The following is a 22,312-nucleotide window of genomic DNA, read 5'->3' on the forward strand; positions in this document are numbered from 1 at the left end:
GGCCTAGCCGGCCGGATATGGTGGAGGGGCTGGAGGTAGGTAGGAAGCTTGTCGCTCTGGGTCGTTGTTGTTTGCTTGTCCTTCGGGGTGAGCATCTGACGGACGACTTGATTACCGTTGCCTGACCGCGCGGTATCGGATCCAATCTCGAGAAGCTGGTCTTAAGACCTGACACAAGCGAGCTGCTCGGCGTAGCTCCAATAAAGTGATCAGGTCGAACACGTCGATGGCATTATTGGATTGACTGGGTTGTAAAAGGTAACCCGGTCTGTTGCCGTTTCCTTCGGGAGCGGGCAGCGAGATGATGAGCATTGGCAATGAGAACGATTAAGTGTCGTAAGGGCATTTGGTGGATGCCTTGGCATGCACAGGCGATGAAGGACGTGTTACGCTGCGATAAGCCGTGGGGAGCTGCGAATAAGCTTTGATCCATGGATCTCCGAATGGGGAAACCCACCTTAAATGCTTGGAAAATCCAAACTGACTGCAAGGTCGGCTTGGGTTTCCAAGCATTGTTATAAGGTATCTTACTTTCGAATACATAGGGGTAAGAAGCGAACGCAGGGAACTGAAACATCTAAGTACCTGCAGGAAAGGACATCAACCGAGACTCCGCAAGTAGTGGCGAGCGAACGCGGACCAGGCCAGTGGCATTAGTGATTAAAGCGGAACGCTCTGGAAAGTGCGGCCGTAGCGGGTGACAGCCCCGTACGCGTAGATATCATTAATGTCCTAGAGTAGGGCGGGACACGTGAAATCCTGTCTGAACATGGGGAGACCACTCTCCAAGCCTAAGTACTCGTGCATGACCGATAGCGAACAAGTACCGTGAGGGAAAGGTGAAAAGCACCCCGACAAGGGGAGTGAAATAGTACCTGAAACCGGATGCCTACAAACAGTCGGAGGGGGCAACCCTGACGGCGTACCTTTTGTATAATGGGTCAACGACTTAGTGTAACAAGCAAGCTTAAGCCGGTAGGTGTAGGCGCAGCGAAAGCGAGTCTGAATAGGGCGATATAGTTTGTTGCATTAGACCCGAAACCGAGTGATCTAGCCATGAGCAGGTTGAAGGTTGGGTAACACCAACTGGAGGACCGAACCCGCATCTGTTGCAATAGATTGGGATGACTTGTGGCTAGGGGTGAAAGGCCAATCAAACTCGGAAATAGCTGGTTCTCCGCGAAATCTATTTAGGTAGAGCGTCTGGCGAATACTCCCGGGGGTAGAGCACTGGATGGGCTATGGGGACTCACCGTCTTACTGATCCTAACCAAACTCCGAATACCGGGAAGTACTACCAGGCAGACACACGGCGGGTGCTAACGTCCGTCGTGAAAAGGGCAACAACCCTAACCTCCAGCTAAGGTCCCCAAGTCATGGCTAAGTGGGAAAGGATGTGAGGATCCCAAAACAACCAGGATGTTGGCTTAGAAGCAGCCATCATTTAAAGAAAGCGTAACAGCTCACTGGTCTAAATAAGGGTCTTTGCGCCGAAAATGTAACGGGGCTAAAGCCATGCACCGAAGCTGAGGATTCCTCTTTGAGGAGTGGTAGCGGAGCGTTCCGTAAGCTGATGAAGGGAGACCCGTGAGGGCTCCTGGAGGTATCGGAAGTGCGAATGTTGACATGAGTAACGATAAAGAGGGTGAGAGACCCTCTCGCCGAAAGACCAAGGGTTCCTGCTTAAAGTTAATCTGAGCAGGGTTAGCCGGCCCCTAAGACGAGGCGGACACGCGTAGTCGATGGGAACCACGTTAATATTCGTGGGCCTGGTGGAAGTGACGGATCGCACAAGTTGTTCATTCTTATTGGATTGGATGGGCAGCGGAGCGGTTCCAGGAAATAGCTCCACCGTATAGACCGTACCCGAAACCGACACAGGTGGTCAGGTAGAGTATACCAAGGCGCTTGAGAGAACTATGTTGAAGGAACTCGGCAAATTGCACGCGTAACTTCGGAAGAAGCGTGACCCCATAGTAGGCAACTATTGTGGGGTGGCACAGACCAGGGGGTAGCGACTGTTTATCAAAAACACAGGGCTCTGCGAAGTCGCAAGACGACGTATAGGGTCTGACGCCTGCCCGGTGCTGGAAGGTTAAGAGGAGAGGTGCAAGCTTTGAATCGAAGCCCCAGTAAACGGCGGCCGTAACTATAACGGTCCTAAGGTAGCGAAATTCCTTGTCGGGTAAGTTCCGACCTGCACGAATGGCGTAACGACTTCCCCGCTGTCTCCAACATAGACTCAGTGAAATTGAATTCCCCGTGAAGATGCGGGGTTCCTGCGGTCAGACGGAAAGACCCCGTGCACCTTTACTATAGCTTTACACTGGCATTCGTGTCGGCATGTGTAGGATAGGTGGTAGGCTTTGAAGCAGGGACGCCAGTTTCTGTGGAGCCATCCTTGAAATACCACCCTTATCGTCATGGATGTCTAACCGCGGCCCGTTATCCGGGTCCGGGACAGTGTATGGTGGGTAGTTTGACTGGGGCGGTCGCCTCCGAAAGAGTAACGGAGGCGCGCGATGGTGGGCTCAGACCGGTCGGAAATCGGTCGTCGAGTGCAATGGCATAAGCCCGCCTGACTGCGAGACTGACAAGTCGAGCAGAGACGAAAGTCGGTCATAGTGATCCGGTGGTCCCGCGTGGAAGGGCCATCGCTCAACGGATAAAAGGTACGCCGGGGATAACAGGCTGATGACCCCCAAGAGTCCATATCGACGGGGTTGTTTGGCACCTCGATGTCGGCTCATCGCATCCTGGGGCTGGAGCAGGTCCCAAGGGTTTGGCTGTTCGCCAATTAAAGCGGTACGTGAGCTGGGTTCAGAACGTCGTGAGACAGTTCGGTCCCTATCTGCCGTGGGTGTAGGAATATTGACAGGATCTGTCCCTAGTACGAGAGGACCGGGATGGACATATCTCTGGTGGACCTGTTGTCCTGCCAAGGGCATAGCAGGGTAGCTATATATGGACGGGATAACCGCTGAAGGCATCTAAGCGGGAAACCCACCTGGAAACGAGTATTCCCTATCAGAGCCGTGGAAGACGACCACGTTGATAGGCCGGGTGTGGAAGTGCGGCAACGCATGAAGCTTACCGGTACTAATAGCTCGATTGGCTTGATCGTTCTCATTGACTATGCTCATCAGGCTTTGCCTGATGATGCTTGACCTTTTGTCCTCACGCGCCAATGGCGCTGCGGACGGCGCGCCGGACAACCGGCGACGCGCTTTGCGCTTGCGGCCTTCTGGCCGAAGGTGCCTCGCGAAAGGTTCAAAGACGTGTTCAAATAAAAAGGATGTGAAAACATCCACCAGCTTCTCAACACAAGTTGCGCTTCGCTGACCTGGTGGTCATGGCGGGGTGGCTGCACCCGTTCCCTTTCCGAACACGGCCGTGAAACGCCCCAGCGCCTATGGTACTTCGTCTTAAGACGCGGGAGAGTCGGTCGCTGCCAGGTCTGCAAAACGCAACTCGTGTAAATCTTCTCATTACGAAATTTACGGCCCAAAGCCGATCAAAGGGCCGCTCACAAAGCGGCCTTTTGTGTTTGGTGCCATATGATACGAGACAAATTGCTTCGCAATTTGCTCGGCACAGATCCGTAAATCGCAAAGCGATTTACGTAGCAGCGACAAATCCAAAACGGATTTGTCGCGGGACGGATAAACTGCTTTGCAGTTTACCTAGGTAACGCGGGGTGGAGCAGCCCGGTAGCTCGTCAGGCTCATAACCTGAAGGCCGCAGGTTCAAATCCTGCCCCCGCAACCAAAAATTATAAAGACTATCAATGACTTTTTGGCCTCCCAAGTGGAGGCCGAAGTCGTTTTTATGCCTAGCACAACTCTAGCACAAACGGCCGCCCCTGGTTTGACGGCGGCTTGATGCCGTGATTCCCTGTCCTTACATCAAAGGAAAGCGAACAGGGGGCGGTCATGGTGGTCCATAAGATCCTCGGAGGAATGGTCAATGTTTACCGGCGCGGGGGGCTGACGTGGCATTGCTCGGCCACTGTAAAAGGCCGCCAATATCGCGCCAGCACCAAGGAAACCGGGTTAGAGCAGGCGAAGGTCATTGCCGAGGAATGGTATCTGGGGCTGCGCGGCAAGGCTGCGGCAGGGATGCTGAAAACGGAAACGACCTTCGCGGAAGCTGCCAAGAAGTTCGAGCAGGAGTACGGGATCATCACGGAAGGCCAGCGCAGCCCGAAATGGGTTGAGGGGCACACTATCCGTCTGAGGCTGCACCTCATTCCATTCTTCGGCAGGATGGGCCTTTCCGAGATCAACGCCGGGACGGTTCAGGATTACCGTGTTCACCGGATGACGACATCAAAGATGGGTAAGCCACCGTCGCGCAGCACTTTGCATGACGAGGTCGGCACGTTGCGGCAGGTCTTGAAGACCGCCATTCGCCACAAGTGGCTCAGCCACCTCCCGGACCTCTCACCGCCCTACAAGACCCAAGGCAAAATCAGCCATCGTCCGTGGTTCAGCCCTGCGGAATACAAGCAGCTCTACGAGGCGACCCGGCAGAATGCCAAGGAGCCGAAAAATCCGCATTTCCGGTGGGAAGCGGAGCAGTTGCACGACTTTGTCCTGTTCATGGGCAATACCGGCCTGCGGCCGGACGAGGCCAAGCAGCTCCAGCACCGGGACGTGACGATCGTCGAAGATTCCGAAACACGGCAACGCATCCTTGAAATCGAAGTGCGCGGCAAGCGCGGCATCGGCTGGTGCAAGTCCATGCCGGGGGCAGTAAAGCCCTATGAGCGGTTGCGGGATCGGATCAAGCCCGTTCGTGGCAAAGCCAAGGCGGACGCAGAGATCGTGGTCAAGACCCCGGGACCCACGGATTTGGTGTTCCCTGGCACCTATCTTAAGATGTTCAATAACCTGCTGGATGATCAGAACCTCAAGCTGGACCGCGACGGCAAGCCTCGGACAGCCTATAGCTTACGTCACACCTATATCTGCCTTCGTCTCATGGAAGGTGCTGATGTTTATGCGATTGCCAAGAATTGCCGCACCAGCGTCGAAATGATTGAAAAATTCTATGCAGCGCACATCAAGACGACGCTCGATGCGTCCTTCATCAATGCGCGTAAGCCGAGGAAATCGAACCGGGGTCGCAACGTGCATAGGACGGCGGAAGCGCCGTCCCGGCAGGACAGTCGTCATCGTGCGATCCGGTAGACACCCGAAGGGGTGTCGTCAACGAATTGCTTGCCAATTCGTCAGCCCGCTTGGCGGGCCAGCAAAAAGGGATCACGCCCTTTCCGGTCACTGACAGCATTGTCGGTGGCCGGTCTCGTTTGGCGGTAAACGCATATTGAAGGGGGCCTGCCGAGTATTCCATGCCGTGCAACGACCTCAACCAATCTTCGGTGGGATGCGCATCCCCGTTCATCGACAAGGGCGGGGATTTTGTTTTAGGCGGCATCCCCGCGTTCTCCCGTCACCGGCTGTCGCCACGCGGCCGGTAGGGTCGGGGTATGCGCCCGGCTTCTGCCGCCGGCAATCGGCTGCCCGCTCCATTCGCTTCGCTCCCGTGTTGCCGTTGCCTGCGGCCGCCTTCGGCTCAGAAGCGCGGGCGCCAAAATCCCCCGACCGGCCGCGATGGGCGCAGCCGGATAACCAACGGGAGAACCGAATATGAATCCGACCCCAAAAAGCAAACCCGACTACGCCGTCTACGTCGTTGAAGGGGAGCGTGATAAAGCCCACTGGATCAAGATAGGCGCCGGATGGTCGCATAGCGACGGCGAGGGTATCAACCTCACACTGGCCGCCGTGCCCCTCAACGGACGCCTTATCATTCGCAAGCCGAAAACCGAACGGGACGACGCATGATGCGCCCCGCTCGGAATACCGTCCTCCATGGCGCTGCATCCCCTGATGCAGCGCCTGCCGAGCGGGTCGGCTTGGCCCGTAAGCGCCAGCCTGCCGGTCAGAAGTGCCCTAGAAAGACAGTCTGTGATGAATATTGACAATATGTGCTACGTTACCCACAATATAGGGAGAACGAAAGGGTAAATGTCTGTGGCATCGGGTAGCATTCACGTGAAGGTCAGCGGGGCTTTGCAGGATCATATCCAGCAGCAGATCGGTGATGACGGACTTTATGAAAATGCGAGCGAGTATATCCGCGCGCTGATCCGTCGCGACTTGCAGACAAGGGACGAGGCGTGGGAGGCCCTGCAGAAAGAGTTGGCGCCCGCCATGCGCGCCAAAGATAGCGAGTTCGTCGCTGTCACCGCCGAGGACGTTATTCGCCGCAACAAGCGCCGCTAACTATGGCGGGGTATCGTTTTTATCCTCGCGCGGATGCCGCGCAGGACAAGATTTGGCGCGACACTTCCGATACATGGGGAGAGACCCAGGCAGACACGTATCTGCGAGGATTGCACATGCATTTGCAGCGGCTCTGCGAAAACCGCCTCGTCTGGCGGCGTCTTCCCCAGAAGTTGGCTGTGCCGTCCGATATCAAGCAGAAGGCTTTTTTCAGCCGCTATGAGCATCACTACGTTTTCTTCCGCCAATTGGAAAACGGCGATCTCGGTATCATGAGCATCCTCCATGAAAAAATGGATTTGCCCGTTCGATTGAGGGAAGACCTGCATGCTCTGCTTTCGAAGGACGAGGGCAGCGATCAAAGCTAAAATCTCCGGGGCTGAATATGTCGGATGAGCCCATTCGCGAAACGAAATCTCTCCATACCCTCAACGCGCGCGGCAATATCCTGCTTGAGGTCGTGCGGGATCAATTCAAGTTGTCCCCGGAGCGGATGTTCCGCGAAATTCAATGGCTTCGACATTCGGTCGAGGAAGCTCTTGCCGGGAAGGGCATAAGCTATGACGATCTGAAAACCGCTCTGGTTCCCGACCGCAAGCGGAGAGAAATGGCCCTCGTGTTTGATATCCGCGCGCTCGATCGCGGATGGTATGGATTGCCTGTATTCCGTCGCCTTATCCCTCTCTTCAGTAGGGACAGCAATCATTCCGTTCTAGCTGGCGACTACACAGGCGGTTACGGGCAGCAACCATTCCTTTTCGAAGCTATGTCATCTGCTGTTGTGTTTGCGCGGGATGTTGATTTTGAACACAGTAGCCATTTCTTCATCGTCTATATCAACAACCTGACCAACGCGATGATGGAGCGATTCAATGCAAGCCTGCGCGATTGGGAGGCGTACGTCGGCTATGCCGACACCACGTATGCCTCGCCTTTCAAGATATTGCTTTCAACAATGTTGTCGAACGTGTTTCTCAAACACCGCAGCTTCATTATCCAGGGGCACGAGGATGACCGTCCCAACACGGACAACGTCAACATGTGCGGTTATCCGTTTGCAGAGTTCGGATTCGACTGCGTCAGCATCCAATCGCAGCTTGAAGGCACGCTTCTTTCCTACAAGATCGAGCGCCCGGTTTTCGAAGGGTTCGAGGCCGATACCGAGTTTTCCCTCAACGCAATCAGCATGGCTCCGCAGCGACTTGAGGAGTTCAGTGTCGAAGTAGAAGAGGCGAAGCTGCGTTATCTCAAGTCGGAAAAATCCGGTTCGATTGCGAAAGCGGGACTTGAAAACGTAACCGCCGCACAGCTTGCCGAACTGATCCGGTCAAAAATCCTCGCGAGCTATATTTACAACATGTCGTTCGATGAGGTCCACAGGACGGCCAAATTCAACGTGATTATCGAACTGCCATCCTCGGATGCCGAAGAGGCCGTTCGGCTGCTTGCCGCACTTGAATACAAATCCGACAGCCGCCAATTGAGGCTTATCACGCTCTACTAGGACGACGGGCATGCCGCACCCAGATAATGCGGCAGCACCAGTGGCATGACAAATAACAACACACCGCCCAGAGCGAGGGCGATTCCTGACTGATTCTTACCCAGCGAGACGGCCCAGATAATGATGCCGATCGAGGTAATGACGACTCCGATCTGACGGGCGAAGGTTATGATGGGGGTCAGCACCGTACAGAACGCCTGCGGCTGATATCCGCCCCAACCGGCCACCAGATCGACCAGCAACGCCGCCAGCAGGACGGCACCCACGACTGCGGCAAGATTGCCGATGATACGGGCTGGAGAAAAGGGTGCTGACATGAGTGGCCTGGGGAAAAGAGGTGAAAACGAGCTGAGGATAACAGGTCACACAGCGAGGCCAAGGGGAGGGTGGTCAGGAAAGAATGCGCACATATACATTGCTATCGCAACATAGGTGCCCCGGCCGCCACAGGGGTGTGGCGATCCGCCGGGAAGGAATGCCGCTTCGGGCATGGATTTTATCTGTTGCGGATGCGCATGAGGCGCAGCCGCTGGCGAGAGGGGAAGGCTGTGGCAATCTATCATTTTCAAGTTCACATTCTTGGCCGCGCAGTCAAACGTAATCCCGACGGCACGCGCCGTCCGCCTTCCAGCGCTGTTGCAGCCGCTGCCTATCGTTCGGGGTCTCGGCTGGTAGACCGAGCCAGCGGAGAAGCTCACGATTACAGCCAGCGCAGGGGCGTGGCTCACGCGGAAATCCTGGCGCCGCCGGGGAGTGCACCGTGGCTTACCGACCGGGAAACTCTTTGGAACACTGTCCATGCGCTGGAGAAGAGAAAAGACGCACAATTATGTCGGGAGATTGATGCAGCGCTCCCGTATGAATTGAGCGCCTCCGAGCGTCTCGAATTGGCCCGCGATTTCGTTGAGAAACAGTTTGTGCAACGTGGCATGGTCGCCGACCTCGCGCTGCATGATCCGATCCCGGAAAAGGGGCAATCGCCCCTTAACTTTCATTGTCACATCATGCTCACCCTGCGGCGCGCGACATCGTCCGGACTAGATCCGGTCAAAACCCGGGAATGGAACAGCAAGGAGCTATTACAACTATGGCGTGTGGAATGGGAAATAGCCTGCAATGCTGCGTTGGAGAGGGCAGGTAAGCGGACCCGTGTTGATCATCGCACGCTTCAGGCTCAGCGGGAGGACGCCCTGAGGGCTGGTGAAGTGGCCCGAGCTGCCATGCTCAACCGCGAACCGGAAATCCATGTTGGGCCGCGTGCGCGCCACATAGCGCGCCGGGAAAGGGTTCCAATCAGTCGCGCACGGGAGGTGGGGGCCTACCGCATCCGGGAGGCGTCCAAGCCGGCGGAGCGTCGCAGGCGCGACTATCCGGCGCAGGATCGCGGCTCCCGGCTCAATTGGCTCGAAAAGGTCGTGGCCGGGAACAACGAGCGGCTCAAGCGCGATTTGCTGACGCTGAACCGTCGCTTTGACCGCTACCAGCGGAAGCTGGATTATTGGGAACGGCGCGCGGCCTTCTACCTCGAAGGCCAGATCAAGGGGACGGAGTTCAGGTTCGACCGCTGGCGGGCGGCCCAGGAAGCCAAGGCGCGCCAGGAAGAGGCACGCCGCAGCGCAGCTCACGCCCGGAAACGCGCCGAGCAGCTCCGCTCGCTGTTGAAGGTCCTGGAAAGGATGGCGTTGGGCGCGCAGCGCGGCCAGGAATCCGCGCTGGTCCGGCGACAGGAAGTCGAACGGTGGTTGCGGTCACTGCCGGGTGAGACGCGCTCACGGAAGCCGGGGCGGGAGCGTTCGTAGGGGCGCTGAAGGATCACACCCGCTTCGAGCGTCAAGGCACGCTGCGCTCTGCGGCCTTGACCCTCTCAACAGGCGTGAAGGGGCTGGGGACCAACAAGGCCAATGAGTGGCCTTGTTGCCCATTCACTACGAAGGAAAGGCGGAGAGATCGCGATCTGTCGATTGGTCGTCGATGTCAGGCGGCAGCAACGGTTCGCTATTGAACCCACGAGGCTGAGACCTTTGCCAGCGGTCCCACTGACCGCGCCAGCGCCACATCTTGCGATAGTCGAGCCTGTGGCCGAGGATCGAGAACGGCACGTTGCGGAATTTGACGATGATGCGTGTCACCGGCAGGCGCTGCACTTCGGCGGCATCAATCAGCCAGTAGCCGCTTTCCGAACGGCTCTTCTGTTTGGAATTGGCGGACTGGCTTGAGCTGCGTGACAAGGTCGTTGTTTGTCCGACCATGGTGGCGACGTATTGGGCCGTATCGTTGTCATTCACGCCGAAGAATACCCGTACTGACGCGTTGGCGAGGAAGGCCTTGGCGCGTTCGCCGTAGATGGCGGTAATTTGCGGCAGGTTTTGCCAGATCAGGACCGGTGTGCAATAGGCGCGCAGGAGGCCGGATTGCGACTCCAGCGGATCGAGGCGGCCGAGCACGGCGACTTCATCGAGCAGGAGGACGACTTTCCGGCGCGGCCGGTTCGATTTTGCGCGCGTGAGTATCTTGATCGTGCAGCCGACGATGACGCGGAGCCAGCGTTCGTAAGTGGTGAGGAGGTCTTCATCGACGCAAAGATAAAGCGTGACCGTTTCCTTCGTCAGGTCGGCAAGATCGAATGTGGACGATTGCGAGAGTTGGCCCGCCGGAGAACCGGCCGACCATGGCTCCGTTGCCTTCTGGACGTTCGAGAGGATCGATTTGAACTCTTGGGAAAAGTCGCCATCGTTGCCCCTGGCGCTGGTAAGGAATCCGGCGGCGATTTCGCGGGCGGCGAGGGAAGGGGACTCGTTGGCGATGTCGGTGAGCATTTCGGTGAACACCTGCGGCGTACCTACGGAAAGGCGTCGGACCGTGGCCAGCGTGCGGCTGGCGTCGGGCTCGGTCTGACTGTGCAGGATGAGTGCTTTGAGCAGGGATATGGCCCGATCGTCCCAGTGGGCCTCGCGAGCGTCGGGCTTGACCATCAACGCTGCCAGCGCGCCGGCATCATCCGCTTCATTGGGTGTGCCACGTCGGATAACATCCATCGGATTGAAGCGCTCGGAATGAATCAAGTCCGTGGGGTTGAGCATCAGCACTTTGCCGTATTGCGCGCGGCGACGGCGGCTGATTGCGTAATTTTCTCCCTTTGGATCGGTGACGACCATTGACCCGCGATAGGTCAGCAGGGAGGGGACTACGATGCCGAGGCCTTTGCCTGCGCCTGTAGCCCCGAAAATCATGACCATACCATCTGAAGAGAAGCGGAGCAGGCGGCCGAATGGGCCTTTGCCGAGGACGACGCCTTCGCCGGTGATCGCGCCGCCACGCCATTGTTCCCATCGGGAGGCCCAGCGGGCGGAGCCGTGAGAACCGCCCTTGCGGTGGCTGTGACGGCCGAAGCGGCGCAAAATCTTGAAGATGAGAATGAGCAACCGCCAAGTCATGCGGAGAAGGAAGCCAGCGAGGCGGATCAAGGCGTTCAACACGTCCATAGCGAAAATCTTTCATAAAAGACGCGAGCGGGCCAACTAAAACGGAGCGAGGCGTTAGTCCTGAAAGCAGTCAGGCCCCGACTAGCGGGGCCTGGTCGTGCGATTGCGACGATGACGACGGTTCCGATGAAACGGAATATGTCGGGATGGTCGCCGTTGTCTGGATTGTGGTTTCCCTATCAACCGCTGCGCCAGCATCACGAATGTGAGGGCAACCTCATATGCGAGGTGGCATGACCATTCGGCCAGACGCAAAATCAGCTTTGCAAGAGCGATGGCGACTGACATCTGTCATTCATCGATCGGCCCCAGGTCCTGGGGCTCGAACGTCTCCGGTGAAATCGTCCACTGATAACGAATGGCGGTTTGATCGTCTTCGATGACGGCTACCCTGGTGCCGTCCGGCAAAGTGCGCCATTCGCGCACCTTGGGCCATTCGATGTCACCGAGCCCTTCGTTTTCAATCGCTTTGGTCAGGATACGTTCGACGGTCTTGGCAGAGAGTGGCTTAGGCCTTGTTACCGGTGCCGGGGGGCTCGGAAGCGGTGGCAAAATCTCGCCCTCTACCGCCGCTGTTGAGGCCGTCATCGGTTTGATATGTTCCAGACTGGAGCTTGCGATCTTTTTCGGGGCGCTTCCTGAGCGCTCGTTATGAAAGGTCATACGTGCGTTTCCTAATTGCGGGGAAGGCGGCGGAGATTGACCCCGCCGCTTGGATGTTAGTTGACGCGGCCGATAGCGAACGGCTTGCGGTTCTTCCGGCTGATGACCCACAGCCAATTCTCGCCGTTAAGGGGATTGCGGAAGACGTAGCCCAACGTGCCTTCACGGCTGCGCTGGAAGCGGATGAAGACGCCGTCTGCCTCCGTGCGGCGGAAGCCGTTGGTTACGGAGTAGAAGCAACGGGTGCGACCGAAAATCTGGTGGACCTCGGCGTCCGTGATCCAGAGCCTCTTGCTGCGGATGGCGGTATACGTGATCAGGTTCATGATACTCTCCATACTTGCGGCCAATGGCCGGTTGTTGCTGAAGTCCCAGAAGGCAACACGAAGCCGTCGCGCGGGCTGGAAAGCCGCGTGCTGGCTTGGGTTGGGTCCTGGGGAGATTGAGAAGCCGGGGAGCAGGCCCCGGCTTTTAGGCTGTGGAAGGGCTCAGTCTTCTTCCTGCTGATAGCCCCACTCGTCTTCGTCGCGAAGAGCTTGCGGGGGCATCGCAGCGAGCTTGGCCCAGATCAGGGCGCAGTATTCATCATCGCTAAGCTTTTGAACCATGTCGCTGGCGACCGCGAAAGTCACCGTCGACGCGTCCGAGCCGAAGAGGTCCGGGACGTTCATGATCAGGAGCCTTGCTTGAGCTTCGGCTGGCCGTCGAGAACAGTGCGGACCCACTCTTCCGCGAAGTCAAATGCTTCGCGAATGTGGCGCGGCTTGTTCGGTAGTATGATCTCGAAGGGGAGCTTCTCGTCGCCGGTAGCCTTCAAGTCATGCCGTTCCGAGAACGGATGAAAGCCGTCCTGATCTTCAATACCGATTGCAAAGATGCGGTAATCCGGATCATGAGAAAAGGCCAGCTTGGCATAGGCCTTCCGGCTTTGCAGGGGAAAGCCATAAGGCAATGCCTGCTTTGGCTTGTTTACGGCGAGGGACGTTGCCGGTGCGTTGACGCGATAGAGGCGGCGTCCCGCGGCATCATGACGATTAAATCGCGATGCCGACGGCATACTTCGTTCAGGGGGTATATTTTGCATGATAGAGCTCCAATGGACGCTCAGTAAGCGTCCGGCGGTGGGGCATTTGCGCCCGCACCTTTCCAGTTGACGTTAGCGTCTTGATGTTTGGGCTTTGGACACCCGGCTAGCGGCCTCAAGACGATCACCCGCCTATTTGCTGAGTGACTTCCTCAGGATGGCGGAGCGTCCGGCACGCTTTCAAGAGCGTTTATCACGGGGGAGCTATGCAAGAAATGCACTTGCGATTTTGGAGGAATGTGCATCGTTTTTACACAAAAAGAAACGACGGCATCTAATGAATGCCGTCGTTCCTTGGTATCAGCTGTGCAGTTTGAGGCCGCTAGCTCCTCGCGCTACACCGTAGAAGCCGTCAACTGGAAAGGCGTTTGGAGTCGTCTTTCAAACTTCTACGTCGCTGATTATGACTGTAAAAAGATAAAATATTATCTTAGTGAACATACCGTGAACAGATAGCCTCGTCAACAACCAGCTTTAATCCAGCTCCAAAAGCACGAACCCCCAGGATAGGTTCCGAAGGGGTTCTTTTGAGACTGAAAATTCATCCAGGGTAAACAAACCCCGCTCCGGGTTCCACGCGTTAAGTACCAGCCCAATAACCATGTTATCTTTGAACTCTGGTGAACCGCTATAGTCAATGCGCCCCGATTGAAATCAACCAATAGCTTGCGACAGCAATAGACTATGTTGCACACATGCAACATAATGTGGCAATTCTATGTCACTGCTTTTGCCTCGACATTTTTAAAGTGGGTGCAGGTGCCCGCCCGCATATAGTGACGACGGCAGCCCTTCCAAACTCCGCCAGGGGCACAAATGTGATGCCATACGAGCGGCTTTCCGGCAGGGGGCCAAACCACGCAATGCCATCATCTGTTCGGTAATCCGGGGCATCCATCACAGGCGAGCGCGGTTCTTCGCCTTTTGTGATCGGAAAACCCTTGTCATCGAAGGAGTTCATGGTGATGCCGATATAGCTCCCGGCTTTGAACCGTCCCACGAATTCCGTCGCGTCGCCGATATAGCGGAAGCAGCCATCGGCGGGCGCGAGTTTGATGGGCTGACCCTGTGCCGCTGCGGCTAACGGTATCGCAAGCGCCGCGCAAATGAGACTAAGTCGTCGCATCGGACATACCAGCGTGACGACGCCGAATGCCTTTGCTCGATAAGCGAATACGGACCGGCATATTAGTTCCAGCTCCAGAAATCCGCCTGATTCAATCTCTTGATGATATTGCCCCTGATCTCGGCACAGCGCGGACCATCAAGCCAGCCTCTGCTGATAGAGGAATTGACGCCCGCGATGGCGTCCCGCCGCATTGCGTTAATGTCTGCATCCTTGAAACCGTTGGCGGCGGCGTAGTCGTTGAGCTTATCTTCGAGGCGCTTCATGTATTCGCCCGTCATGGGCGACTGGCCGCCACGATTGCAGGCATCCATGTAGTAGTAAGTTTTGGTCTGATACGAATACCTTCCCCAGGCCTGATCATCGGCGCGGGCAGCAGGCACGAGCGTTAGGACGATGGCGACAGCGGTGATAGCGGTGTGCTTCATCACATCGTCTCCGTCTTGATGACGCTGTAGCGCAGGACATTCCAGCCCGAAGGCGTCTTCTGGAAATCCATGTTCAGCTCCTCGTAATATTTGTAGGCGCCGAAGGAACGATTGTAGGCGACGACGCAGGTTTTACGGTTGTCGTCACCGGAGCAATTGCTGAGCTGGAGGTTCCAGACGTTGCCAACGCGCCCGCTCAGGTATTGCTGGGCGGCATCAGGTGAAGGATCACCGCCACCCAGCAACGACCAGCCGGGCAGGACGAAAACGATTGGGGTAAGAAAGGAAAGTCGAAGAAGGCGTGCGCTCATGGGGGCTACCTGAAGGAGAGTGAATACCCTCTGTGGATAGCAAAAATCACGACTTATGACGGACGACCGAAAGGCCTGACATGCACTCGTTTTCAGTCAAAAAGATCAATACTTTCAGTCTTGCTAAAGTATGATTTTCGTTACAAAACGTGAATCATCCCCGCTTGCAAATATCGTGATTTATGAATGCTTTGCATGTGGAGGATAATTACAAACAATACAAAGCGTTGAATGTATGTTTTTGCTCTCTGGTCCCCTGAACTCATCTGGCGAGGTTCTGCAGTGATTTACGGTTATGCCCGTGTTTCTACTGAAGCTCAGGACCTCGCGTATCAGTTGGGTAGCCTGCGCCAAGCAGGGTGCGACCGGATTTTTCATGAAAAGCGCAGTGGTAAGAACCGGGTTGATCGACCGGAGTTGGCTAAGCTATTGCAAGCTCTTCAGCCGGGCGACTTGGTGCTCGCGACGAGCACCGACAGGATGGCCCGTGCGCCCCTCGATCTTCTATATATCCTCAATACTGTGAAGGAAGCCGGGGCAGGACTGCGGCTTCTTGATGAACCTTTCATTGATACCACATCGGAAATGGCTGACCTGATAGCATTCCTTGTAGGCTGGGCGGCACGCTGGCAACGGAAGCGGATTCTTGAGAATACCGCGCAGGGGCGTGAACTGGCGCGGAAGCGTGGTGTAAAATTCGGGCGGAAGCCGAAGCTAGGTCCACGTGAGCGGGCCAAAGTCATTGAGCGTCGAGAGAACGGCGAGTCTTGCGGGCGGATTGCGCAAACATACGGGGTTAGTGAGAGCACGATTTGCCGTATTCCTAAATTGACGGCCTTGTGACACTCTGGGTAGCAAACCCACGCATCAGATATCTAGGAGGTGCGATGCTGGTTAGAGCGAAGGAAATGCTGCGGCGTATTAATGGTTTTCGACAACGGTATTCGGTGTTCAGTGGACACCCCCTGCTTCCGACAGGGAGCTAGGTCTGAAATTGATTTTGCCAATACTGGGAAATTTGCGCACCTTAGAGAATAGAACTGAGTACTGTGATATCGCTGGTATGCCTTAGCGCGAAAAAGTGTACTCGCCGACCGGAGACCAGACATGTACCCGCTAGATGCTGTATATGGTCCGAGCGCCTACAAGCGCTTTCTTCAAGAAGGTAACCAATTTCGGTCGTTTAAGTCCGAACTCAAGCCTTCTCGGGTCCATTGGGACGATGAGTCCCTCAAGGCCGGAAGCTTTGATGAACTCATAGAGATGGTTTCTTTCTTTTCTGTGATGAACAAGCGATCATCCTTGTTCTTCCGTGGCCAGGGACGTCATCTAGATCCGATCCCTTGCATATTTCGATCTGAGTGGACTTCAATTAGCAAGACGAAACACGGAATACCGAACAATAGCTTGGCCCGGCAAAAAATTTGGGATCATTTGAATAACGTTATCGCGCCTTTAATCGTTTCCACGCTTCAGCAATTCGCTCTTCCCCGCCGCCGCAGCATCGAAATGTTTCGAGAAGCGGCGTGGGCAGTATCTCAACACTACGACGTTTGGCCTACACCTCTCATCGATGTCACCACAAATTTGCGAATAGCAGCAAGCTTTGCACTCTGGGGCGGTCGTCCAAAGGGAAACCTTTATATTGTAGCTCTGACGCCAAGCACCAATTCTATAACTTTCGACGCTGATCAGCATATTGTTTTAGCGCGCCTACAAGCTGTTTGCCCCCCCGTCGCGAGGCGCCCTCATTACCAAGATGGCTATCTCGTCGGCCGCTTTCCGTTCGACGGACCGAACAAAAATCAAATTGATAGCGATCCAGAGAGAGTTTCGACATTGTCGCGTAGGCTGGTGGCGAATATCCAACTTATTGACGCGGGGAATTTCTGGAGTTCGGATTTCCCACGTGTATCCGAGTCGGCTTTGATGCCGTTAGAATCAAACGACAGTATCCTTTATCAATTGAAGAACCACGCCGCCCAGATCGATCACGCAATGGCTGATATTTGTCGAGTAACCTAATCGCCAGATTGCGATAAAGAATTAACTTATGTCCTACGCCATTCTGCGCTTGGCGGCCAGCAAATAGCTGCCATGCCCGCGACTCGTAGTGCATCGCGCAGTCCTGCTATCTGCCCCGCGTGTTCTGCCGCGATCGATATATTCCCCTATTTATCTTCGCCTCTTCGTTTTTGATAGCGCATCAAGGACTTCCCCAACTCGGCGAACAGTTCGGGAGATTTTTTTACTACGCCGCCTAACGCGCCGTACATGTCATCGACTAGTTAATATCGATTTCACTGTTGATGATATGGGCGTTTTTCCGGATGATCGTCGCCAAAGCGTTTCTCTTTGCGCACTTTAGAAAGCGCTGCGCGACGATTTTTTTGAGCGCTTTCATCCTCGCCATCTACATCATTCCAGCGAGCGTATGCATCGGCGTACTCTTCAAACGCTTTCCAAACAGATTTCCTGAACTCCGGTCACGTCAATTAATGGCCAGGTTCACTTTCTTAAAGCCTGCGAAACCGCCGGAAGCGTCATATTCCACTTTAAAGACGCCTTGGCATTTCATCGGAGGCGGTGTGCTTTCGCCCTCCCGCAACCCGTGAGTCGCTGCGACGGCTTCTTTTAGCAAACCAGTGATGGCCGTGATGTTTTCATTTGTTTTGCTATCTACGTCGGTGCTGAGGCTGGTGAGGTTCCAGCCGTCAGTGAGCGTAGGGGTCGCTTTGACCGCGCCCATACCGGCTGAAATCGTTATGGCGTATTCTTCCGTTTTGTCGGGCAGATAGAAAGGCCTCACATCACATGTGACGGACTTGTCGGTTTTGGTTTCAACGAGGGCCAGATACGGCGCAGGTCGCCAATAGCGAATGCCTTCCTGGTTGTGGGCTGTGACGCGCTTGACCTGCACTCCGGCGCAGGCGGTCAGGAGCAGGGGTGATAGCAAAAGGCACAAAAATGTACGCATAACGGATCCCCCGGCGATGCGAAGTGGCTGAAGTAGTATTCAGGAATGTAAAGTTTCGAGATGCCCTTAGAAATAAGGATTCCGCATCTTTAAATTGAATACAAGTGTTGGCGTCAATAATTATGCGGATAAAGCGTGTGATAATGCCGAAAGATTGTGATGCAGCTCAAGCAAACAGCCAACCTATTCCTTGTCGTCGCTATATCGAGGCTGATAGCGCTCTATTGGAGTCTTCCAGGACATGAAGAACTCCAGAGGGTTCTGGTTGCCGAGGAAGTTACGGGCCAGCGTCAGGCGTTCGAGCACATGATGCCGTTCCTCGTCTGGTAGCGCAGCGGCACGATCCTCGACTCCCCGCAGAAATTGTTCGATGCTCATCACCTGGGCCCATTGCTGGATCACCTGTCCCAGATGGTCGCGACTTTCCTTGACGGACTGCTCGGTATGGCGCTTGTCCTCCGCCCGGCGCCGCCGTTCCTCGGCCGCCTCCCACTCACGACGGGCGATTTCGGCCTTGCGGTCGGCTTCCTCCAGTTGGGCGACGAGATCGACGGCGGCGCTTTCGATTGCCCTGACGATGGTTTTAAGAGATTTGTCGAGGGGCACGGATTTCGTTTCCTGCCAGTCGGTTGTCCACGTGACGCGCGAGTAGGGTGAATAGGCCACCAGACGCAAGCGTCCGGACGGGTTTTCCTTGGTGGTCGTCCATGTATGGTCCGCAACCCGGCGGGAGGCTTTGGGCGGGATATAATCGACATCCCGGATGTAGCGTCCGTTGCCGATGTAGCGCATCAGCGTCTGTTCGGACATTTCCACGATCGCGAGGCATATAGCGACGGTTCCGACATAGACAAGGGTGGGGCGGTCCGGTGACCAAAGGCTTGTCGAGTAATTGTTGCGCTGGGCACGGCGATCCTCCCTTTCGTCAACGCTGCCGCGATAGAACCCTTGTCCTGACGGAGCCGTGACCACGCGATGGCCTGCTGACTGGAGGGCAATGTAGAGGTCGTTTGCGAAGGTGAGGGTCTTATCAAGGCACGCCTTGGATGTGTTGATGTCGAGCAGGAGCCGTTTGTAGGGCTTGAGATAGGCGCCTTCGTCAACCGGGCGGCCGGTCTCGAAATGTTGCCGGGCTCCACGGACGAGGGGGTGGATGCCGTCTGCCGGAGCCGGGGTTGCAGGTGCGCGCCGGCGCTTGATCTGGGCACGGGGCCGGGGTGGGGGATGGAGCTTGCCGTCTTTCGACCAGTGCAACTGATCGCCGGGCTGTGCCTCGGGTAACGGTTCGCGGGCAGGGGCCTTGCCGACGGCCAGTTTTGCCCAGTAGCCCCGCTCAGGGCGGGGAACATTCAGCACGGTGCAGACACGCGCCATGTAGCTACCCGACACGTCGAGGCTTTTGGCAATCTCCGTCACGGGTTTGGACCAGACTAACTCGTAAAGTTCCTCTCGGGTCATTGGGTATCCTCGCTTTCATTTCGGGCACCATTCTAGCGACACTGCTGCTGTAGCTGACTACAATTGCAGAAATCTTTGGCGTTTGACCGGGGCGACTGTGCACTTTCCGACGACTTAGCGGGAAGTGCTTCATCGGGCAGCGAAGGGAAGTGCAATTGCCATTACAGGTGGTATGCTTTTCAGCAATTTGGAGAGCGAATCATGAAGATTACGGGATTTGATAAGTTGAACCGTCAGCTTGAGGATGCTCAGAAAGCCATCTCCGAACTGGACGGTGAATTGGGAACTGTGACGTTTACGCCCGATGATCCGGCCAGCATTGAGAACGCTATCCGTCAGGTGGAGGCCATCATTGATGAGCGAGTGGGGCGGTATGCGTCCAATCCGTTTGTTGCCCCGCTGATCGAAGGGTTAAAGGAGCAATACCGGGAAGGCCTTATTGAGAAGGCGGCGGCTGCACGTCTTAGCGAGGACGAAGAATAACCATGGATGGCGTTAGTCTCTTTACGCAAATCAACAATGCTGTGCTGGACCTGCAAGGTGCTCAATACCAGACTTATCAAAAGCCGCTAAAAACGTTGGCGCGCCTGTTGCGCCATGATGATCTGGCGGCTGTGAACGCGAAACTGACGAGCGGTTTGGATTTGGAAGCCTTTTTGGCGCGGCAGGATTCCGATGGTGGAATGGGGGAGGGACAATCGACTGGCCGGAAGATCCCGATGAAACATTAGGCTTAACGCTTCTGTTGATCTTCAAGTTTGCCGAAGATCCCGGCTTTATGGAGCAATTTGGCTATACCTATCACGGGTCGGGAGCCAAGATTATGTCGGGTATCAACGGAATCACTGGGCAACTGATCATTCCATTTGTGAGGGATTACAAAACCTACGTGACAACATCTGGTCAGAGCCAGCCGAAGCTCATTTTGCCAACTTCCAACAAGATTTTCATCGTTCACGGGCATGACGAAGGGGCTTTGAATGGTTTGGCCCGTTTCCTGGAGAAGCTGAAGCTGGAGGTCATCATCCTCAAGGAACAGCCGAACCAAGGGCGGACGATCATCGAGAAATATGAAGCCAGTGCGGCTGAAGTTGGCTTTGCCGTCGTATTGCTGACCCCCGACGATGTCGGATCGGCGGTATCTGCCGAGGGGCACAATCAACGCGCACGGCAGAATGTCATCTTTGAGCTTGGCTATTTTGCGGGAAAGCTTGGGCGAGGGCGTGTTTGCCTGTTGCGGAAGGGCAATGTGGAAATCCCCTCCGACCTCTTCGGGATCGTCTACACGGATATGGACCCCGCTGAAGGCTGGAAACAGGCTCTGGTGAAGGAGTTGAAGGCCGCCAAGATCGATTTTGATGCAAATCGGATGTGGGAATAATTGTGAAGCCCATGAGCGAAAAACCGACAACGGTAAATGTAGCCGCACCGATGAGTATTACCGACATTCTCACGGCTGTCGAAAAGCTGATGGGTGTGCTCGAAAGAACAGTTGGATATGTCCGCGCAACGGACAACGCCGTGCAGCGTTACAAGGGTCGCAAGGTTGCTGATGCTCTGGATGTCCTTGCCTTTAAGAGCGATGGTTCCCGCAAACATCTCGAAGCGATTGCCGCCGGAAAAGGCGAACTGAAGGATTTCGAAGGCATTGCAACACGGATGAACCAGACCGGTGAGGCCGTGGAGGAAGCGCTTGACTTTCTTGAGAGAAGTCGAAAATTTATTCGGCAACGTTACGGCATGGAATTGGCCAATCGCCTGGATGGCATGATGTACGCTGGAGGTGGAAAAGCCTCGATCCGATTTGATTTATACAGGCTCGCGCGTATGGAGGACCAGTTCTATTCCCCTGAGGACGTAGCTAATGAAGCCCGTCTGATCCTGGAGAATATCCACGCTTTAAATGAAGGTTTGGAGCAAGCCCACGACGCCCTTATCGAGCTTCAAAAGCAAGAAAAATGAGGAGCAGGCAGGCGAGAGTTGCAAGGGTTGGTGCTAGACCAGACCACGTTTTTTCTTCTCCCGACGCATAATCTTGCCGAATGCTTGTTCCCACCCATAGGTATGCGGGAGACGGTCGAATTCGGCGTCGGTGCCCCGAATAAGGTCTAAGCGTGACCTCTTAGAAACCTCCTGCCAATCATCGTAGAGGATGTATAGGGCGTTTCCGTATTCCATATTTTCAAAGACAACGAGATTATCAGCGTAGCGAGCCCCGATATAGCTGCCGAAGGTTCCGTTGCCGCGCAGGTAGGCATTGGGCTTGAGAAGAGAGAAGAGCTTGACTCTTTCCGCGACGACGCCAGCTTTTCGGGCATCCTGCCTACGCCCGGCAGTGAGCCGGCCAACAACTTCATCGTTCGAGCCGGGAGGGAAAATCTCCCAATCCAGCGAAAGGGTCGATATTATGTCCTCTGGTGAGGCGTCTGCACTGAATATTCCTATGGAGCCGCAATTCTCTTGGAGGAGATTTAGCATAAAGAAAAGTTCTTCCTCGTAGCCTTTTTGGGTGCGGAGAAGAGGCTGGTTAATCGTGATCTGGTATACCCCGCCGCCGCTAGCGCCGGTCGCCATTTTCAACAGTTTGGTCGAAATTTTGTATAATCGAGGCTCGTGGAATTCGCGGCGATAAACTTCCCGATCATGGAAATGCAGGTGCGTTCCGTAGGTGGCTGCATCGCCGAAATTAGGGGTTTCCCAATAGAACGTCTTCGTGATCTTTGGGAGATCGGTACGTTTCACTTCCCACCCTTCGACGTTGCGGGTCGAAAACATTCCCATCTCTTTGGGAGGCAATATCTCTGACGGCTCATCCAGTTCACCGGGTGGAGCCAGACGGTTAAAATGCGCTGCTATATCAGCGGCGGAAAGTGTCTTTATCGTGCCAACGACAAGGGCATCGGTATCGAGCTGCTGAATCTTTGAAAAAATCTCTTGCGGAACCTTCTTGAGGTTTCTCTTCCAAGGCACTTCCCTGAACGGCATGCTG

24 protein-coding genes, 1 tRNA gene and 2 rRNA genes are annotated in these 22,312 nt (G+C 55.5%); 15 read left to right on the forward strand and 12 right to left on the reverse strand.

Translation table 11 applies throughout. The annotated features are described in order from the left end of the window. The first annotated feature begins 325 nt into the window (after window positions 1-325). The 8 genes from ACR9ZQ_RS06105 (at window position 326) to ACR9ZQ_RS06140 (ending at window position 7,794) form a co-directional block, all read left to right on the forward strand. Window positions 326-3,124, forward strand: a 23S ribosomal RNA gene (locus ACR9ZQ_RS06105). A gap of 218 nt (window positions 3,125-3,342) precedes the next feature. Next, window positions 3,343-3,457: ribosomal RNA gene (gene rrf / locus ACR9ZQ_RS06110) — 5S ribosomal RNA — on the forward strand. A 234-nt stretch (window positions 3,458-3,691) separates the two neighbouring features. Beyond that, window positions 3,692-3,768: transfer RNA gene (locus tag ACR9ZQ_RS06115), tRNA-Met, on the forward strand. Window positions 3,769-3,932: 164 nt separating this feature from the next. Further along, window positions 3,933-5,192, forward strand: coding sequence for a tyrosine-type recombinase/integrase (locus ACR9ZQ_RS06120; RefSeq protein ID WP_481427297.1), 1,260 nt, complete (start codon window positions 3,933-3,935; stop codon window positions 5,190-5,192). Window positions 5,193-5,651: 459 nt separating this feature from the next. Beyond that, the gene (locus tag ACR9ZQ_RS06125) at window positions 5,652-5,849 is read left to right on the forward strand and encodes a hypothetical protein (RefSeq protein WP_481427298.1); all 198 of its coding nucleotides are present in this window, start codon (window positions 5,652-5,654) and stop codon (window positions 5,847-5,849) included. A 189-nt stretch (window positions 5,850-6,038) separates the two neighbouring features. Further along, complete coding sequence (locus ACR9ZQ_RS06130) at window positions 6,039-6,290, forward strand: ribbon-helix-helix domain-containing protein (RefSeq protein ID WP_481429277.1); 252 nt, start codon at window positions 6,039-6,041, stop codon at window positions 6,288-6,290. A gap of 2 nt (window positions 6,291-6,292) precedes the next feature. Continuing rightward, entirely contained in the window at window positions 6,293-6,658 is a 366-nt protein-coding gene (locus tag ACR9ZQ_RS06135; RefSeq protein ID WP_481427299.1) for a type II toxin-antitoxin system RelE/ParE family toxin, read from the forward strand. 17 nt (window positions 6,659-6,675) lie between these two features. Next, window positions 6,676-7,794, forward strand: coding sequence for a hypothetical protein (locus ACR9ZQ_RS06140; RefSeq protein WP_481427300.1), 1,119 nt, complete (start codon window positions 6,676-6,678; stop codon window positions 7,792-7,794). On the opposite strand, the gene ACR9ZQ_RS06145 is transcribed toward ACR9ZQ_RS06140, so the two are convergent. Then, window positions 7,791-8,111 carry a hypothetical protein gene (locus ACR9ZQ_RS06145; protein WP_481427301.1) on the reverse strand — a complete coding sequence of 107 codons (321 nt, stop codon included), beginning with the start codon at window positions 8,109-8,111 and terminating at the stop codon, window positions 7,791-7,793. The two genes, ACR9ZQ_RS06140 and ACR9ZQ_RS06145, sit on opposite strands and share 4 nt — an antisense overlap. Before the next feature lie 231 nt (window positions 8,112-8,342). Here ACR9ZQ_RS06145 and mobQ point away from each other — a divergent pair, with 231 nt between their 5' ends. Further along, window positions 8,343-9,593: a MobQ family relaxase gene (gene mobQ / locus ACR9ZQ_RS06150; protein ID WP_481427302.1), complete on the forward strand. Its 1,251-nt coding sequence runs from the start codon at window positions 8,343-8,345 to the stop codon at window positions 9,591-9,593. Between the two features lie 126 nt (window positions 9,594-9,719). On the opposite strand, the gene ACR9ZQ_RS06155 is transcribed toward mobQ, so the two are convergent. The 8 genes from ACR9ZQ_RS06155 to ACR9ZQ_RS06190 all read right to left on the reverse strand — a co-directional run bounded on the left by ACR9ZQ_RS06155 (window position 9,720) and on the right by ACR9ZQ_RS06190 (window position 14,888). Further along, window positions 9,720-11,276, reverse strand: coding sequence for a type IV secretory system conjugative DNA transfer family protein (locus ACR9ZQ_RS06155; protein ID WP_481427303.1), 1,557 nt, complete (start codon window positions 11,274-11,276; stop codon window positions 9,720-9,722). Between the two features lie 291 nt (window positions 11,277-11,567). Next, a complete protein-coding gene (locus tag ACR9ZQ_RS06160; protein WP_481427304.1) occupies window positions 11,568-11,939 on the reverse strand; it encodes a hypothetical protein in 372 nt (123 codons plus the stop codon). A gap of 56 nt (window positions 11,940-11,995) precedes the next feature. Further along, window positions 11,996-12,265: a hypothetical protein gene (locus ACR9ZQ_RS06165; RefSeq protein ID WP_481427305.1), complete on the reverse strand. Its 270-nt coding sequence runs from the start codon at window positions 12,263-12,265 to the stop codon at window positions 11,996-11,998. A gap of 162 nt (window positions 12,266-12,427) precedes the next feature. After that, window positions 12,428-12,610: a hypothetical protein gene (locus ACR9ZQ_RS06170; RefSeq protein ID WP_481427306.1), complete on the reverse strand. Its 183-nt coding sequence runs from the start codon at window positions 12,608-12,610 to the stop codon at window positions 12,428-12,430. A gap of 2 nt (window positions 12,611-12,612) precedes the next feature. Then, the gene (locus ACR9ZQ_RS06175; protein WP_481427307.1) at window positions 12,613-13,023 is read right to left on the reverse strand and encodes a hypothetical protein; all 411 of its coding nucleotides are present in this window, start codon (window positions 13,021-13,023) and stop codon (window positions 12,613-12,615) included. Between the two features lie 721 nt (window positions 13,024-13,744). After that, window positions 13,745-14,149, reverse strand: a complete 405-nt coding sequence (locus tag ACR9ZQ_RS06180) for a hypothetical protein (RefSeq protein WP_481427308.1) — start codon at window positions 14,147-14,149, stop codon at window positions 13,745-13,747. A 62-nt stretch (window positions 14,150-14,211) separates the two neighbouring features. Beyond that, window positions 14,212-14,577, reverse strand: coding sequence for a hypothetical protein (locus ACR9ZQ_RS06185; RefSeq protein ID WP_481427309.1), 366 nt, complete (start codon window positions 14,575-14,577; stop codon window positions 14,212-14,214). Next, the gene (locus tag ACR9ZQ_RS06190) at window positions 14,577-14,888 is read right to left on the reverse strand and encodes a hypothetical protein (RefSeq protein ID WP_481427310.1); all 312 of its coding nucleotides are present in this window, start codon (window positions 14,886-14,888) and stop codon (window positions 14,577-14,579) included. Before ACR9ZQ_RS06190 ends, ACR9ZQ_RS06185 begins: the two co-directional genes overlap by 1 nt. A 231-nt stretch (window positions 14,889-15,119) precedes the next feature. Here ACR9ZQ_RS06190 and ACR9ZQ_RS06195 point away from each other — a divergent pair, with 231 nt between their 5' ends. Both ACR9ZQ_RS06195 and ACR9ZQ_RS06200 read left to right on the forward strand, forming a co-directional pair. Beyond that, window positions 15,120-15,731, forward strand: a complete 612-nt coding sequence (locus ACR9ZQ_RS06195) for a recombinase family protein (protein ID WP_481427311.1) — start codon at window positions 15,120-15,122, stop codon at window positions 15,729-15,731. Window positions 15,732-15,995: 264 nt separating this feature from the next. Further along, window positions 15,996-16,913 (forward strand): FRG domain-containing protein, encoded by a 918-nt coding sequence (locus ACR9ZQ_RS06200; protein WP_481427312.1) that lies wholly within the window; start codon window positions 15,996-15,998, stop codon window positions 16,911-16,913. Between the two features lie 466 nt (window positions 16,914-17,379). On the opposite strand, the gene ACR9ZQ_RS06205 is transcribed toward ACR9ZQ_RS06200, so the two are convergent. After that, window positions 17,380-17,865, reverse strand: a complete 486-nt coding sequence (locus ACR9ZQ_RS06205; protein ID WP_481427313.1) for a hypothetical protein — start codon at window positions 17,863-17,865, stop codon at window positions 17,380-17,382. 183 nt (window positions 17,866-18,048) lie between these two features. Further along, the gene (locus tag ACR9ZQ_RS06210) at window positions 18,049-19,323 is read right to left on the reverse strand and encodes a hypothetical protein (RefSeq protein WP_481427314.1); all 1,275 of its coding nucleotides are present in this window, start codon (window positions 19,321-19,323) and stop codon (window positions 18,049-18,051) included. Window positions 19,324-19,524: 201 nt separating this feature from the next. Here ACR9ZQ_RS06210 and ACR9ZQ_RS06215 point away from each other — a divergent pair, with 201 nt between their 5' ends. From ACR9ZQ_RS06215 to ACR9ZQ_RS06230, 4 genes are read left to right on the forward strand one after another with little or no spacing between them, the layout of a single operon-like run. After that, on the forward strand, window positions 19,525-19,806 hold the full coding sequence (locus ACR9ZQ_RS06215; RefSeq protein ID WP_481427315.1) for a hypothetical protein: 282 nt from the start codon (window positions 19,525-19,527) through the stop codon (window positions 19,804-19,806). Between the two features lie 2 nt (window positions 19,807-19,808). Beyond that, entirely contained in the window at window positions 19,809-20,054 is a 246-nt protein-coding gene (locus ACR9ZQ_RS06220; RefSeq protein WP_481427316.1) for a hypothetical protein, read from the forward strand. 14 nt (window positions 20,055-20,068) lie between these two features. Continuing rightward, window positions 20,069-20,704 (forward strand): TIR domain-containing protein, encoded by a 636-nt coding sequence (locus ACR9ZQ_RS06225; protein WP_481427317.1) that lies wholly within the window; start codon window positions 20,069-20,071, stop codon window positions 20,702-20,704. Between the two features lie 11 nt (window positions 20,705-20,715). Next, a complete protein-coding gene (locus tag ACR9ZQ_RS06230; RefSeq protein ID WP_481427318.1) occupies window positions 20,716-21,285 on the forward strand; it encodes a hypothetical protein in 570 nt (189 codons plus the stop codon). Between the two features lie 33 nt (window positions 21,286-21,318). Here the strand turns inward: ACR9ZQ_RS06230 and ACR9ZQ_RS06235 are convergent, their stop codons facing one another. Further along, window positions 21,319-22,308, reverse strand: coding sequence for a hypothetical protein (locus ACR9ZQ_RS06235; protein ID WP_481427319.1), 990 nt, complete (start codon window positions 22,306-22,308; stop codon window positions 21,319-21,321). Window positions 22,309-22,312: the final 4 nt, after the last annotated feature.

The sequence above is a fragment of the Rhizobium sp. KNZ14-9A genome (genome assembly GCF_056755015.1).

Excerpts from the sequence above, each read along its gene's own strand:
- ACR9ZQ_RS06220 (WP_481427316.1), top strand. The coding sequence starts at position 19,809 with ATGGATGGCGTTAGTCTCTTTACGCAAATCAACAATGCTGTGCTGGAC.
- ACR9ZQ_RS06135 (WP_481427299.1), top strand. The coding sequence starts at position 6,293 with ATGGCGGGGTATCGTTTTTATCCTCGCGCGGATGCCGCGCAGGACAAG.
- ACR9ZQ_RS06215 (WP_481427315.1), top strand. The coding sequence starts at position 19,525 with ATGAAGATTACGGGATTTGATAAGTTGAACCGTCAGCTTGAGGATGCT.
- ACR9ZQ_RS06190 (WP_481427310.1), bottom strand. The coding sequence starts at position 14,888 with ATGAGCGCACGCCTTCTTCGACTTTCCTTTCTTACCCCAATCGTTTTC.
- ACR9ZQ_RS06175 (WP_481427307.1), bottom strand. The coding sequence starts at position 13,023 with ATGCAAAATATACCCCCTGAACGAAGTATGCCGTCGGCATCGCGATTT.
- ACR9ZQ_RS06155 (WP_481427303.1), bottom strand. The coding sequence starts at position 11,276 with ATGGACGTGTTGAACGCCTTGATCCGCCTCGCTGGCTTCCTTCTCCGC.
- ACR9ZQ_RS06205 (WP_481427313.1), bottom strand. The coding sequence starts at position 17,865 with ATGCGTACATTTTTGTGCCTTTTGCTATCACCCCTGCTCCTGACCGCC.
- ACR9ZQ_RS06235 (WP_481427319.1), bottom strand. The coding sequence starts at position 22,308 with ATGCCGTTCAGGGAAGTGCCTTGGAAGAGAAACCTCAAGAAGGTTCCG.
- ACR9ZQ_RS06125 (WP_481427298.1), top strand. The coding sequence starts at position 5,652 with ATGAATCCGACCCCAAAAAGCAAACCCGACTACGCCGTCTACGTCGTT.
- ACR9ZQ_RS06185 (WP_481427309.1), bottom strand. The coding sequence starts at position 14,577 with ATGAAGCACACCGCTATCACCGCTGTCGCCATCGTCCTAACGCTCGTG.
- ACR9ZQ_RS06200 (WP_481427312.1), top strand. The coding sequence starts at position 15,996 with ATGTACCCGCTAGATGCTGTATATGGTCCGAGCGCCTACAAGCGCTTT.
- ACR9ZQ_RS06230 (WP_481427318.1), top strand. The coding sequence starts at position 20,716 with ATGAGCGAAAAACCGACAACGGTAAATGTAGCCGCACCGATGAGTATT.
- ACR9ZQ_RS06160 (WP_481427304.1), bottom strand. The coding sequence starts at position 11,939 with ATGACCTTTCATAACGAGCGCTCAGGAAGCGCCCCGAAAAAGATCGCA.
- ACR9ZQ_RS06195 (WP_481427311.1), top strand. The coding sequence starts at position 15,120 with ATGTATGTTTTTGCTCTCTGGTCCCCTGAACTCATCTGGCGAGGTTCT.
- ACR9ZQ_RS06210 (WP_481427314.1), bottom strand. The coding sequence starts at position 19,323 with ATGACCCGAGAGGAACTTTACGAGTTAGTCTGGTCCAAACCCGTGACG.
- ACR9ZQ_RS06170 (WP_481427306.1), bottom strand. The coding sequence starts at position 12,610 with ATGAACGTCCCGGACCTCTTCGGCTCGGACGCGTCGACGGTGACTTTC.
- ACR9ZQ_RS06165 (WP_481427305.1), bottom strand. The coding sequence starts at position 12,265 with ATGAACCTGATCACGTATACCGCCATCCGCAGCAAGAGGCTCTGGATC.
- ACR9ZQ_RS06140 (WP_481427300.1), top strand. The coding sequence starts at position 6,676 with ATGTCGGATGAGCCCATTCGCGAAACGAAATCTCTCCATACCCTCAAC.
- ACR9ZQ_RS06120 (WP_481427297.1), top strand. The coding sequence starts at position 3,933 with ATGGTGGTCCATAAGATCCTCGGAGGAATGGTCAATGTTTACCGGCGC.
- ACR9ZQ_RS06145 (WP_481427301.1), bottom strand. The coding sequence starts at position 8,111 with ATGTCAGCACCCTTTTCTCCAGCCCGTATCATCGGCAATCTTGCCGCA.
- ACR9ZQ_RS06180 (WP_481427308.1), bottom strand. The coding sequence starts at position 14,149 with ATGCGACGACTTAGTCTCATTTGCGCGGCGCTTGCGATACCGTTAGCC.